At 68.9% G+C, this 13,390-nt stretch carries 10 protein-coding genes and 1 tRNA gene; 10 read left to right on the top strand and 1 reads right to left on the bottom strand.

What is annotated here, in order from left to right:
* Nucleotides 1–528: 528 nt before the first annotated feature.
* The 8 genes from dnaN (at nt 529) to ACIQM3_RS25815 (ending at nt 10,463) form a co-directional block, all read left to right on the top strand.
* Nucleotides 529–1,659 (top strand): DNA polymerase III subunit beta, encoded by a 1,131-nt coding sequence (gene dnaN / locus ACIQM3_RS25850; RefSeq protein ID WP_033296764.1) that lies wholly within the window; start codon nt 529–531, stop codon nt 1,657–1,659.
* 145 nt (nt 1,660–1,804) lie between these two features.
* The gene (gene gnd, locus ACIQM3_RS25845; protein ID WP_383112766.1) at nt 1,805–2,683 is read left to right on the top strand and encodes a phosphogluconate dehydrogenase (NAD(+)-dependent, decarboxylating); all 879 of its coding nucleotides are present in this window, start codon (nt 1,805–1,807) and stop codon (nt 2,681–2,683) included.
* Between the two features lie 52 nt (nt 2,684–2,735).
* Complete coding sequence (gene recF / locus ACIQM3_RS25840) at nt 2,736–3,866, top strand: DNA replication/repair protein RecF (RefSeq protein WP_401627975.1); 1,131 nt, start codon at nt 2,736–2,738, stop codon at nt 3,864–3,866.
* Complete coding sequence (locus tag ACIQM3_RS25835) at nt 3,863–4,447, top strand: DUF721 domain-containing protein (RefSeq protein ID WP_401627973.1); 585 nt, start codon at nt 3,863–3,865, stop codon at nt 4,445–4,447. Before recF ends, ACIQM3_RS25835 begins: the two co-directional genes overlap by 4 nt.
* 412 nt (nt 4,448–4,859) lie before the next feature.
* Nucleotides 4,860–6,929: a DNA topoisomerase (ATP-hydrolyzing) subunit B gene (gene gyrB / locus ACIQM3_RS25830; RefSeq protein ID WP_401627971.1), complete on the top strand. Its 2,070-nt coding sequence runs from the start codon at nt 4,860–4,862 to the stop codon at nt 6,927–6,929.
* A 68-nt stretch (nt 6,930–6,997) separates the two neighbouring features.
* On the top strand, nt 6,998–9,625 hold the full coding sequence (gyrA, locus tag ACIQM3_RS25825) for a DNA gyrase subunit A (RefSeq protein WP_401627969.1): 2,628 nt from the start codon (nt 6,998–7,000) through the stop codon (nt 9,623–9,625).
* Nucleotides 9,626–9,718: 93 nt separating this feature from the next.
* Complete coding sequence (locus ACIQM3_RS25820; protein WP_104787387.1) at nt 9,719–10,315, top strand: DUF3566 domain-containing protein; 597 nt, start codon at nt 9,719–9,721, stop codon at nt 10,313–10,315.
* A 71-nt stretch (nt 10,316–10,386) separates the two neighbouring features.
* Nucleotides 10,387–10,463 (top strand) — tRNA-Ile (locus ACIQM3_RS25815).
* Nucleotides 10,464–10,797: 334 nt separating this feature from the next.
* Here the strand turns inward: ACIQM3_RS25815 and ACIQM3_RS25810 are convergent.
* Nucleotides 10,798–11,157, bottom strand: coding sequence for a DUF6344 domain-containing protein (locus tag ACIQM3_RS25810; protein WP_401627967.1), 360 nt, complete (start codon nt 11,155–11,157; stop codon nt 10,798–10,800).
* Nucleotides 11,158–11,438: 281 nt separating this feature from the next.
* On the opposite strand from ACIQM3_RS25810, the gene ACIQM3_RS25805 reads away from it, so the two are divergent.
* Both ACIQM3_RS25805 and ACIQM3_RS25800 read left to right on the top strand, forming a co-directional pair.
* A complete protein-coding gene (locus ACIQM3_RS25805) occupies nt 11,439–11,573 on the top strand; it encodes a DLW-39 family protein (protein WP_003958712.1) in 135 nt (44 codons plus the stop codon).
* Nucleotides 11,574–12,041: 468 nt separating this feature from the next.
* Entirely contained in the window at nt 12,042–13,379 is a 1,338-nt protein-coding gene (locus tag ACIQM3_RS25800; protein ID WP_401627965.1) for a hypothetical protein, read from the top strand.
* Nucleotides 13,380–13,390 lie beyond the last annotated feature (11 nt).

Genomic DNA, 13,390 nt, shown 5'->3' with positions numbered 1-13,390 from the left:
CTGTTGTCCCCAGCTTCTCCACACCCCTGTCCACTGTTCGGCAACCCGACACCGCCTTTCACTGCCGAGAGTGAAAGGCGTCACACGGGGACCCTCGGTTTAGCTGTGGGGAACGTGGGTAAAGCTGGGGACAGCCCTGGGGAGAAGTCACCCCGCCCTGTGCATCGGGTGTGCAGAACTTTCGCGTGTCCACAGAAACGCCTGGTTGTCCACCGGTGTCGCCCACAGGGTCGGTGGACAAAATATGGCCCCTGACCTGCGAAAACGACGTTATCCACGGTTTCCACAGGGCCTACTACTACTACCACTCAGAGTTAGCCAGGAATCCGCTTCGAAGTGGGGCCTGTGCACAACTTGAGTGGCGAGCTCCGCGAACCTCTTGGTGCGACTTGACCCCGAGCAGCAACGAGTGTCGGTGCCGTACGTCAGACTGGACCCCGGCGGCCTCCCCCAGCCCTTGGGCAGGGAGACCCCGACCAGACGACGAAGGCCAGCAGGGCGAGCGAGCAACAGCAGGAGGCGGTTCCGGTGAAGATCCGGGTGGAGCGCGATGTACTCGCGGAGGCGGTGGCCTGGGTGGCCCGTAGCCTCCCGGCCCGGCCGCCGGCGCCCGTTCTCGCGGGCCTTCTGCTGAAGGCCGAGGACGGAGCCCTGAGCTTCTCGAGCTTCGACTACGAGGTCTCGGCCAAGGTCTCGGTGGACGCCGAGGTCGAGGAGGACGGCACGGTGCTCGTCTCCGGCCGCCTGCTCGCCGACATCTGCCGCGCCCTGCCGAACAGGCCGGTGGAGATCTCCACCGACGGTGTGCGCGCCACGGTGGTCTGCGGCTCCTCGCGGTTCACACTCCACACACTGCCTGTGGAGGAGTACCCGGCGCTGCCGCAGATGCCGACCGCCACGGGCACCGTCCCCGGTGAGGTCTTCGCCTCCGCGGCGGCCCAGGTCGCCATCGCGGCCGGGCGCGACGACACCTTGCCCGTGCTGACCGGCGTCCGGATCGAGATCGAGGGCGACACCGTCACCCTCGCGTCGACCGACCGCTACCGCTTCGCGGTCCGTGAGTTCCTGTGGAAGCCGGAGAACCCCGACGCCTCCGCAGTGGCCCTGGTCCCCGCCAAGACGCTCCTGGACACCGCCAAGGCACTGACCAGCGGTGACACGGTGACGCTGGCGCTGTCCGGCTCGGGTGCGGGCGAAGGGCTCATCGGTTTCGAGGGCGCCGGCCGCCGTACGACCACGCGCCTGCTCGAGGGCGACCTCCCGAAGTACCGGACGCTCTTCCCCACCGAGTTCAACTCGGTCGCGGTCATCGAGACCGCCCCGTTCGTCGAGGCCGTCAAGCGTGTGGCGCTCGTCGCCGAGCGCAACACGCCGGTGCGCCTCAGCTTCGAGCAGGGTGTGCTCATCCTCGAGGCCGGTTCCAGCGACGACGCACAGGCTGTGGAGCGCGTCGACGCCGTGCTGGAGGGCGACGACATCTCCATCGCCTTCAACCCGACCTTCCTGCTGGACGGGCTCAGCGCGATCGACTCCCCGGTCGCGCAGCTCTCCTTCACGACGTCGACCAAGCCCGCCCTGCTCAGCGGCCGGCCGGCCGTCGACGCCGAGGCCGACGACGCGTACAAGTACCTGATCATGCCGGTCCGTCTCTCCGGCTGATCCGGCGGTCGTCCCTGTCATGGCAGTTTCCGGCGGGCAGGCTCAGCGCAGAGCGGGCCCTCCGTGCTGCACCCCGCCGTGCTGTCCCGGCCGGGCGTAGGCTCGGTCCTGGGTACGAATCGGCACAACGCTTAAGGAATCTCTGATGGAGCTCGGTCTCGTCGGCCTCGGCAAGATGGGCGGGAACATGCGCGAGCGCATCCGCCGCGCAGGCCACACGGTCATCGGTTACGACCGCAACCCGGACGTCGCCGATGTCCACAGCCTCGAAGAGCTTGTGGGCAAGCTCAAGGGTCCGCGCGTCGTGTGGGTGATGGTCCCGGCCGGTGCCGCGACCCAGTCCACCATCGACGAGCTGGCCGAGCTGCTCTCCCCGGGTGATGTCGTCGTGGACGGCGGGAACTCCCGCTGGACGGACGACGAGAAGCACGCCGTCGAGCTGGGCATCAAGGGCATCGGCTTCGTCGACTGCGGCGTCTCCGGTGGCGTCTGGGGCCTGGAGAACGGCTACGCCCTGATGTACGGCGGCGAGACCGCGAACGTCGAGAAGGTCCAGCCGGTCTTCGACGCCCTCAAGCCCGAGGGCGACTTCGGTTCCGTCCACGCGGGCAAGGTCGGCGCCGGCCACTTCGCCAAGATGGTCCACAACGGCATCGAGTACGCCATGATGCAGGCCTATGCCGAGGGCTGGGAGCTCCTGGAGAAGGTCGACTCCGTCACCGACGTGCGCGAGGTCTTCCGCTCCTGGCAGGAGGGGACGGTCATCCGTTCCTGGCTGCTCGACCTGGCGGTCAACGCGCTGGACGACGACGAGCACCTCGACCAGCTCCGTGGTTTCGCGGCGGACTCCGGCGAGGGCCGGTGGACGGTCGAGGCCGCCATCGACAACGCCGTCCCGCTGCCCGCGATCACCGCGTCCCTGTTCGCGCGCTTCGCCTCGCGTCAGGACGACTCGCCGCAGATGAAGATGATCGCCGCGCTGCGCAACCAGTTCGGCGGGCACGCGGTCGAGAACAAGAAGTAGCCAGCGGTACAGCAGCACACAGCAGAGCACGTAGTCGGAAGGGTCGGCGACCATGCACGTCACGCATCTCTCGCTGGCCGACTTCCGCTCGTACGCCCGGGTCGAGGTTCCTCTCGACCCGGGCGTCACCGTGTTCGTGGGGGCCAACGGCCAGGGCAAGACGAATCTGGTGGAGGCGGTCGGCTATCTGGCGACGCTCGGCAGCCACCGGGTGTCGTCCGACGCCCCCCTGGTGCGCATGGGCGCGGAGCGCGCCGTCGTACGGGCCGCGGTCACCCAGGGGGAGCGCTCGCAGCTGATCGAGCTGGAGCTCAACCCGGGCCGTGCGAACCGGGCCCGTATCAACAGGTCGTCGCAGGTCAGGCCGCGTGACGTGCTGGGCATGGTGCGGACTGTGCTCTTCGCCCCTGAGGACCTGGCCTTGGTGAAGGGTGACCCGGGTGAGCGCAGACGTTTCCTGGACGAGCTGATCACGGCACGGTCCCCCCGCATGGCCGGGGTCCGCTCCGACTACGAGCGAGTGCTGAAGCAGCGCAACACCCTGCTGAAGTCCGCCGCCATGGCCCGCCGACACGGTGGCCGGTCGATGGATCTGTCCACCCTGGACGTGTGGGACCAGCATCTGGGCAGAGTGGCGGCGGAGCTGCTGGCGCAGCGGCTGGACCTGATCGCCACCCTGCAGCCGCTGGCGGACAAGGCATACGCGGACGTGGCCCCCGGTGGTGGCCCCACCACCCTGGAGTACCGCAGCTCGGTCGGGGCCGACGTGGAGCTCGCGCGCACCCGCGAGGAGCTGTACGAGCAGGTGATGGCGGCCCTGGCCGAGGCGCGCAAGCAGGAGATCGAGCGCGGGGTGACCTTGGTCGGTCCGCACCGCGACGACCTGGTGCTCGGCCTGCGCGGCATGCCGGCGAAGGGGTACGCGAGCCACGGTGAGTCCTGGTCGTACGCCCTGGCCCTGCGGCTGGCCTCCTACGATCTGCTCCGCACCGAGGGCAACGAGCCGGTGCTGGTGCTGGACGACGTGTTCGCCGAGCTGGACGCGCGCCGTCGCGAGCGGCTGGCCGAGCTGGTGGCCCCCGGTGAGCAGGTGCTGGTGACGGCGGCCGTGGACGACGACGTCCCGGGTGTGCTGGCGGGAGCCCGGTACGCCGTGTCCGCCGGTGCGGTGGAGCGGCTGTGAGCGGCCCCGACGAGCAGGGCGGGTTGGGGCAGGCGAAGCCGGCCGGAGCGGGGCCGGATCCGGTGAAGCCGCCGGAGGTGTCCGGCGTGGATCTGGCGCGTGTGGCCCTGCGTGCCGCGAAGGAACAGGCCCGTGCCCGGGGCGCCGCGGCGCAGCAGAGGAATCAGGCGAGGCGGGGCGGCGGCCTGCGGTCGGGCGCCCGGTCCGACGGGCGTGACCCGCTGCCTCTGGGGTCGGCGATCAACCGGCTGATCACCGAGAGGGGCTGGGAGACACCGGCGGCCGTCGGCGGTGTGATGGGCCGCTGGCCGCAGATCGTCGGTGACGATCTGGCCAACCACTGTGTCCCCGTGCGGTACGACGAGGATCCGGCCGAGCGGGTACTGACCGTGCAGTGCGACTCGACTGCGTGGGCGACGCAGCTCCGGCTGCTGGCCCCGCAGCTCGTGGCCAGGCTGAACACGGACCTGGGCCACGGCACCGTGCGGATGATCAAGGTGCTCGGTCCGGGAGGTCCACCGCGCAGATTCGGCCCTCTCCGGACTCCCGGGAGCAAAGGTCCGGGCGACACCTACGGCTGAACAGGCTGAGCAGGCCTTTTCCTCGTCCGGCGCCTTCGGGCACCGGCCTGAGCCGAGGACGGCCCGGGCTGATGTTCATCCGCGTTTGTCCCAATTCGCCAAGGACCCGGCCTTTCCGGTCTGTACGGCTATGTGGTGATTTGGTTCGCGCGGAGAGAGTGGAGCGTCCCTCACCGTAGCGGGAGGTTGACAGCCCGAAGCGCGCAAAGCCCTCGTGAGCCCCCCGGGGCCCCTTCCTGAATATGGGGAGTCGTCAGCCGCTCATCCAGGGCGGCACATGCGTACTCAGGCACCGGCAAACCCCCATTCATGTCGGCGCTACCGGTAGACTGGTGCACAATCCCGCTTCCTCGCGGGAGTCGTCGATACAAGCCGAACGACGCAGCCGCTCCCGCCTGCCGGAGAACGGCCTGTGCTGTGCCAGAAAGGGCGCTTCGTGGCCGATTCCGGCAACCCCAACGAGAACATCCCGTCCACAGCCGGTGAGCACGGCGAGGTCACCGCCTCGTACGACGCCAGCGCGATCACCGTGCTCGAAGGCCTGGACGCGGTCCGCAAGCGACCCGGTATGTACATCGGGTCCACCGGTGAGCGCGGTCTCCATCACCTCGTGCAAGAGGTTGTCGACAACTCGGTCGACGAGGCCATGGCCGGGCACGCGGACACCATCGACGTCACGATCCTCGCCGACGGCGGGGTGCGTGTGATCGACAACGGTCGCGGTATCCCGGTCGGCATCGTGCCGTCCGAGGGCAAGCCGGCCGTCGAGGTCGTCCTCACCGTGCTGCACGCCGGCGGCAAGTTCGGCGGCGGCGGCTACGCCGTCTCCGGTGGTCTGCACGGCGTCGGCGTGTCCGTCGTCAACGCCCTTTCCACACGGGTGGCCGTGGAGGTCAAGACGGACGGCTACCGCTGGACCCAGGACTACAAGCTCGGTGTCCCGACAGCCCCTCTGGCCCGTAACGAGGCCACCGAGGAGACGGGGACGACCGTCACCTTCTGGGCCGACGGAGACGTCTTCGAGACCACCGACTACTCCTTCGAGACCCTTTCGCGCCGCTTCCAGGAGATGGCGTTCCTCAACAAGGGACTCACTCTCAAGCTCACCGACGAGCGTGAGGCGGCCAAGGCCACGGCGGGCGCGGACAGCGCCGAGGTGGTCGACGTCCCCGACGAGGAGCCGACGCGCACGGTCACGTATCACTACGAGAACGGCATCGTCGACTTCGTCAAGTACCTCAACTCCCGCAAGGGCGAGCTCATTCACCAGTCGGTGATCGACATCGAGGCCGAGGACAAGGACAGGCTCCTCTCGGCCGAGATCGCCATGCAGTGGAACACGCAGTACAGCGAGGGTGTCTACTCCTTCGCCAACGCGATCCACACGCACGAGGGCGGCACGCACGAGGAGGGCTTCCGTGCGGCGCTGACCTCGCTGGTCAACCGATACGCGCGCGACAAGAAGCTGCTGCGCGAGAAGGACGACAACCTCACCGGTGAGGACGTCCGTGAGGGTCTGACCGCGATCATCTCGGTGAAGCTCGGTGAGCCGCAGTTCGAGGGCCAGACGAAGACGAAGCTGGGCAACACCGAGGCGAAGACCTTCGTGCAGAAGGTCGTCCACGAGCAGTTGACGGACTGGTTCGACCGGAACCCCAACGAGGCCGCCGACATCATCCGCAAGGGCATCGCGGCGTCCACGGCCCGTGTCGCGGCCCGCAAGGCACGTGACCTGACGCGGCGCAAGGGGCTCCTGGAGAGCGCCTCGCTGCCCGGCAAGCTGAGCGACTGCCAGTCCAACGACCCGACGAAGTGCGAGATCTTCATCGTCGAGGGTGACTCCGCCGGTGGTTCGGCGAAGTCCGGCCGTAACCCGATGTACCAGGCCATCCTGCCGATCCGAGGCAAGATCCTGAACGTCGAGAAGGCCAGGATCGACAAGATCCTGCAGAACACCGAGGTCCAGGCGCTGATCTCGGCCTTCGGTACCGGGGTCCACGAGGACTTCGACATCGAGAAGCTCCGCTATCACAAGATCATCTTGATGGCGGACGCCGACGTCGACGGCCAGCACATCAACACCCTGCTGCTGACGTTCCTGTTCCGCTTCATGCGACCGCTGGTCGAGTCCGGGCACGTGTACCTCTCGCGCCCGCCGCTCTACAAGATCAAGTGGGGCCGTGACGACTTCGAGTACGCGTACTCGGACCGTGAGCGCGACGCCCTGGTGGCGCTCGGCAAGCAGAACGGCAAGCGGATCAAGGAAGACTCGATCCAGCGCTTCAAGGGCCTCGGCGAGATGAACGCCGAGGAGCTGCGCGTCACCACGATGGACGTCGACCACCGTGTGCTGGGCCAGGTCACGCTGGACGACGCGGCTCAGGCCGACGACCTGTTCTCCGTGCTGATGGGCGAGGACGTCGAGGCGCGGCGCTCGTTCATCCAGCGCAACGCCAAGGACGTCCGCTTCCTCGACATCTGAGTCGGCCGTACAAGGAGGAGGGCCCGGCGGACCCTCCAAGCCGCAGCGCGAAAGGACTTTGACCAGCAATGGCCGACGAGAACACCCCTGTGATGCCCGAAGAGGAGCCCACCGTCCCGGGTGTGGGCATGCGTGTCGAGCCCGTCGGGCTCGAGACGGAGATGCAGCGCTCCTACCTCGACTACGCGATGTCCGTCATCGTGTCGCGTGCCCTGCCCGACGTGCGGGACGGCCTGAAGCCCGTCCACCGCCGGGTGCTGTACGCGATGTACGACGGCGGCTACCGGCCCGAGAAGGGCTTCTACAAGTGCGCCCGCGTCGTCGGTGACGTCATGGGTACGTACCACCCGCACGGCGACTCCTCGATCTACGACGCGCTCGTGCGACTGGCGCAGCACTGGTCGATGCGCATGCCGCTGGTGGACTCCAACGGCAACTTCGGTTCCCCGGGCAACGACCCGGCCGCGGCCATGCGGTACACCGAGTGCAAGATGATGCCGCTGTCCATGGAGATGGTCCGGGACATCGACGAGGAGACCGTCGACTTCCAGGACAACTACGACGGCCGCAACCAGGAGCCGACGGTTCTGCCGGCGCGCTTCCCGAACCTCCTGGTGAACGGTTCCGCCGGCATCGCGGTCGGTATGGCGACCAACATCCCGCCGCACAACCTGCGTGAGGTCGCCGCCGGCGCCCAGTGGTACCTGGAGCACCCGGAGGCCTCGCACGAGGAGCTCCTGGACGCCCTCATCGAGCGGATCAAGGGCCCGGACTTCCCGACCGGCGCGCTGGTCGTGGGCCGTAAGGGCATCGAGGAGGCGTACCGCACGGGCCGTGGCTCGATCACGATGCGTGCGGTCGTCGCGGTCGAGGAGATCCAGAACAGGCAGTGCCTGGTCGTCACGGAGCTCCCGTACCAGACCAACCCCGACAACCTCGCGCAGAAGATCGCCGACCTGGTTAAGGACGGCAAGGTCGGCGGCATCGCGGACGTCCGGGACGAGACGTCCTCGCGTACGGGCCAGCGCCTGGTCGTCGTGCTGAAGCGTGACGCGGTCGCCAAGGTCGTGCTGAACAACCTCTACAAGCACACCGACCTGCAGTCGAACTTCGGCGCGAACATGCTGGCGCTCGTCGACGGGGTGCCGCGCACGCTGTCGATCGACGCGTTCATCCGCCACTGGGTGACGCACCAGATCGAGGTCATCGTCCGGCGTACGAAGTTCCGGCTGCGCAAGGCCGAGGAGCGGGCGCACATCCTGCGCGGCCTGCTCAAGGCGCTGGACGCGATCGACGAGGTCATCGCACTCATCCGGCGCAGCAACACCGTGGAGATCGCGCGCGAGGGCCTGATGGGCCTGCTGGAGATCGACGAGCTCCAGGCGAACGCGATCCTGGAGATGCAGCTGCGCCGCCTGGCCGCGCTGGAGCACCAGAAGATCACCGCCGAGCACGACGAGCTCCAGGCGAAGATCAACGAGTACAACGAGATCCTGGCCTCGCCCGCGAGGCAGCGTCAGATCGTCAGCGAGGAGCTGGCGGCGATCGTCGACAAGTTCGGCGACGACCGGCGCTCCAAGCTGGTCCCCTTCGACGGCGACATGTCCATCGAGGACCTGATCGCCGAGGAAGACATCGTCGTCACCATCTCGCGCGGCGGCTACGTCAAGCGCACGAAGACGGACGACTACCGCTCGCAGAAGCGCGGCGGGAAGGGCGTCCGGGGCACGAAGCTCAGGGAAGACGACATCGTCGACCACTTCTTCGTGTCGACGACCCATCACTGGCTGCTGTTCTTCACGAACAAGGGCCGTGTCTACCGGGCCAAGGCGTACGAACTGCCGGACGCCGGCCGGGACGCGCGTGGCCAGCACGTCGCGAACCTGCTGGCGTTCCAGCCGGACGAGCAGATCGCACAGATCCTGGCGATCCGCGACTACGAGGCCGCGCCCTATCTGATCCTGGCCACGAAGGGCGGTCTGGTGAAGAAGACCGCGCTGAAGGACTACGACTCCCCGCGTTCGGGCGGTGTCATCGCGATCAACCTGCGGGAGACCCAGGACGGCAGCGACGACGAACTGATCGGCGCCGAGCTGGTGTCGGCCGAGGACGACCTGCTGCTCATCAGCAGGAAGGCCCAGTCGATCAGGTTCACCGCGACGGACGACGCGCTGCGCCCGATGGGCCGCGCCACCTCGGGCGTGAAGGGCATGAGTTTCCGCGAAGGCGACGAACTGCTCTCGATGAATGTTGTCCGGCCCGGTACGTTCGTGTTCACTGCCACCGACGGCGGTTACGCGAAGCGGACCGCGGTGGACGAGTACCGCGTCCAGGGTCGTGGTGGTCTGGGCATCAAGGCCGCCAAGATCGTCGAGGACCGCGGAACGCTCGTCGGCGCGCTGGTGGTGGAGGAAGCGGACGAGATCCTCGCCATCACGCTCGGCGGTGGTGTGATTCGTACGCGAGTCAATGAAGTCAGGGAGACGGGCCGTGACACCATGGGCGTCCAACTGATCAATCTGGGCAAGCGTGATGCCGTCGTCGGCATCGCGCGCAACGCCGAGGCCGGTCGTGAGGCCGAAGAGGTCGACGGGACCGATGAGGCCGAAGGCGCCACGGTCGAGGCCGATGCCGCGAGCGTGGTCGAGGGCACAGCCGAGGGCACGGCGCCTTCGGCCGGGGAGCACGAGGAGTAGAGCGTGAGTGGAGCCACGGGCGCCGGTTCGGCCGCTTCCGGAGCAGGCGCGCACGGCGCCCGTGGCCCTGCCACGGACTCCCAAGGGGGCACTGTGACGGACACTCGGGGACCTCAGCCGCAGTACGAGGGTTACGCGACCGGGCCGTTGCCCGGCGAGCGTGAGCCCGCGGCGGGACAGGCGGGTCCCTACCACCCGCCGCAGGCGTACCAGTCCCCTGCGGGCGGTACGCAGGGCGGCGGCACTCAGGGCGGTGTACAGGGCGTGGGCGGAGCGCAGGCGACCCGGCTGCCCCGGACCGGGGCGCGGACCACTCCGCGTACCCGCAAGGCGCGACTGCGGGTGGCGAAGGCCGATCCGTGGTCGGTGATGAAGGTCAGCTTCCTGCTCTCCATCGCGCTGGGCATCTGCACGGTGGTCGCGGCCGCCGTGCTGTGGATGGTGATGGACGCCATGGGCGTCTTCGAGACCGTGGGCGGCACGATCAGTGAGGCCACCGGCTCGAACGAGAGCAACGGCTTCGATCTGCAGTCGTTCCTGTCGCTGCCGCGCGTCCTCATCTTCACGTCGGTCATCGCGGTGATCGACGTGGTGCTGGCCACCGCGCTGGCGACGCTGGGCGCGTTCATCTACAACCTGTCGGCCGGCTTCGTCGGTGGCGTGGAGCTCACTCTCGCCGAGGACGAGTAGGGCGCCGGGTATCGATTTTGGGACTGGCCCCGACGTGCGCTAATCTTCAGAAGTCAGCGCAGCAGCGCGGCGGGGCTATAGCTCAGTTGGTTAGAGCGCATCCCTGATAAGGATGAGGCCACAGGTTCAAATCCTGTTAGCCCCACCAGCACGAAGGCCCCTCACCGGAAACGGTGGGGGGCCTTCTGCATGTGCGGGGGAGTCCAAGGCCGGCGGCGTCTGTGACCTGACCACCGCCCGGGGGCGCTTCCGGATGGCCGGACACCGTCAGGGACCTTCGGGAGAGAGAAGCCGCAGACCGTCCGGCACAGCCCCCGGGCGAGAAGCGCGACGCCCGCCCCCGGGCGAGAAGCCCGACGCCGTCCGGGGCCGCCCCGGAGGCGCTCCCCCCGCGGGCCTCGGCGGGAGCGCGTACGCGGGCACGGAAAAGGCCCCCGCCGGTGTGAACCGGACCAGGGGCCTGGGTGGCGTTCGCGGCGCCCTCAGGGTGGCAGCGGGGCCGAGTCCCCGGCAGGTGTGGCGCTGTGGGCGGAGCGGGTGCTGTTCGTCGCCTCGGCGGCGTCCGTGGTGTCGGCGGACAGCTGGCGGGTGGCGGGCGAGGAGCCGTGCGCCTCGGCGCGGATGCGCTGCTTCATCGTGGGTGGCAGCGCCCTGTCACGCGGAAGGGTCCATCGCACCGACGGCGTGGCCGCGGTTGCCGGGTTCGCACCCGTGTGCTCGTGGCTCGTGACCGTCGGCTCCGCGGCCGTGGCCTGGGCGGTGGCGAGGCCCAGCGACGCGAGAAGCGCGAAGAAGGCGGTGATGAAGGCGGTCCAGATGCTCTTGACCCTGAAGGTGCTCATGGCCCCTCGCTTTCAGGTGGTCCGGTTTGCTTACCTTTCCGATGATGTGGATCCGGGCCGTGGAAACCGGGACCGACGCCCCCGGTGCGCCGATCTTCCGATGAACACCACTCTTATGGTTCAACCGGCTGGGAAAACCCGCTTCGGGGGTCCCGGAGGGTCTCGACAGGGGGCCGGAGCAGGCGGCTAGCGGGTGCCGGGGAGGTCACCGATCGGTATCGGTCGGTGTGTATAGTCGGGCGGCAGAAGTCCCTTACGTCAAGGAAAGACGAGGTCGCGCGGTGAAGAAGCTTCTCCTGGTCGCACTGGCCGCCATCGGCGGGCTCCTCGTGTACCGCCAGATCCAGGCGGATCGCGCCGAGCAGGATCTGTGGACGGAGGCGACCGACTCCGTGCCCGCAGGTTCAGGTGTGTGAGACGGAACAGTCTGCTAGAAGCCCCGGCCGCCGAGCGGCCGGGGCTTTCTGCTGCCCGGGACCCGCTGTTGCGGGACCGTGACGACCGCACTCTTGAGTTCACCTAAGCAAATCATTAGGTTGCATGCGTGAAGCAGTGGTGACGGCGGGTGGCCGAGGGGCCCCAGCCCGGTGCGGCCGTCGACAGCCTCGTGCAGGCGGCGCTTCCGACGGGCGGTCCGCGCGACGTACGGGCCGGCCGGCCGGTCCCGGGCACGGGGCCCGGCACCGGCGCAGGAGCCGGGCGGTACGAAGGCGGGCAATGACGGCAGTACGGCGGGGGCCGCAGACAGCATTGGTACGGGCGGGGCAGGATGGACCGGCATCGCGGCCGCCGCCGGAGCGGGCGCCGCGGTCGCTCCGACCGCCGGGTTCCTGCTCGTACGCGGCCGACGCGGGGGCAGGCACGGAGACGACGAGGGGAAGCGCGTGAACAGGCAGCGCAACAGGGGCCGGGTGACGCTCGCGACGTTCGCGGCGGTGTGCGCGGTGGCGGCGTTGCCGGGGCAGGCGCACGCGGCCGACGGCCCTGCGGCGTACACCTTCGATCCCGCGGCGGAGGCGGTCCAGGGCGCGGAGTCCAACGCCGACGCCACGGAGCTGAAGCCGGGTTCGGTCTACAAGAGCTCCATCGGGCAGGGGCAGAAGCTCTACTACCGTCTGGAGCTCGACGACAGGACGGATGCCTACGTCTCCGCCGTGGCGGTGCCGAAGGCCGGTGGGAAGGTCGCCTACGGCGACGGCATCACGATCAGCATGAGGGACCTCGACGACAACCAGTGCAGTTCCGAGGACGCGGACTTCGAGTCGGCGGAGTTCCCCCGCCCGATCGCCGCCTACGCCCACCGGACCGTGGAGAAGGACAGCACCACGTGCGCGGGGGGCGGCACGTACAACGTCCTGATCGAGAGGGAGAGCAAGGCGACGTCGTCTCCCGAAGCCTGGGACCTGGAGCTGCGCTTCGAGAACGAACCGGCGCTCAAGGACGAGAAGTCGATGCCGACCGTGGCGCCGGAGAACTGGCCCTCCGCCTCGCCGACGCCGCCCGCCGGCAGGCAGAAGCGGTCCGGCGGCAGCGGTTTCTACGACGCCACCAGCCTGGACACCGGTGAATGGGCCGACACGATCGCGCCGGGGCAGACCCGCTTCTACCGGGTTCCTGTGGACTGGGGGCAGCAGCTCTTCGCCACGGCCGCGCTGAGCAACAGCGGCAGGTCGACGGAGTACCTCGGCAACGCCCTGGCGCTGGCCCTGGACAACCCGGCACGCGGTCATGTGGACGACGCGACGCTGTCGTACTCCGGGACGCCCAACTCGGTGGCCCTGGACCCGCTTCCGCCGGTGGCGTACGAGAACCGCTACGACTCGGCGGCCGACGTCAGCGCCATGCGCTTCGCGGGCTGGTACTACCTGTCGGTGACGCTCTCGCCCGAGGTCGCCGAGCACTACGGGGACGGGGCCCTCGGGCTGACGCTCAAGGTGAAGGTCGTCAACGACAGCAAGGCGTCGCCCTACCAGGGGGAGGCCGGGATCTTCGGGGTCACGGAGGACGACAGGGACATGGCCGAGAGCGGCCGGAGCGCGCCCGAGGCCGGTGAGAGCGACACGATGAAGACGGTCGCCGCGGCGGGCATCGGCGCGGGCTCCGTGCTGGTGCTGGGGCTCGGGGCGTGGACCCTGCTGGCCAGGCGCCGGGCGGTTCCGGCCGCTGTGCCGCCGGGCGCGGGCGGTCAGCCGCCGTTCGGTGGCCCGCCGCAGGCCTGGTAGGCCGCTCGGAC

The organism is Streptomyces sp. NPDC091271 (assembly GCF_044757505.1).
Taxonomy (GTDB): Bacteria; Actinomycetota; Actinomycetes; order Streptomycetales; family Streptomycetaceae; genus Streptomyces.
This window is presented reverse-complemented; position numbering and strand designations above follow the sequence as displayed.

Excerpts from the sequence above, each read along its gene's own strand:
- recF (WP_401627975.1), top strand. The coding sequence starts at position 2,736 with ATGCACGTCACGCATCTCTCGCTGGCCGACTTCCGCTCGTACGCCCGG.
- gyrA (WP_401627969.1), top strand. The coding sequence starts at position 6,998 with ATGGCCGACGAGAACACCCCTGTGATGCCCGAAGAGGAGCCCACCGTC.
- gnd (WP_383112766.1), top strand. The coding sequence starts at position 1,805 with ATGGAGCTCGGTCTCGTCGGCCTCGGCAAGATGGGCGGGAACATGCGC.
- ACIQM3_RS25810 (WP_401627967.1), bottom strand. The coding sequence starts at position 11,157 with ATGAGCACCTTCAGGGTCAAGAGCATCTGGACCGCCTTCATCACCGCC.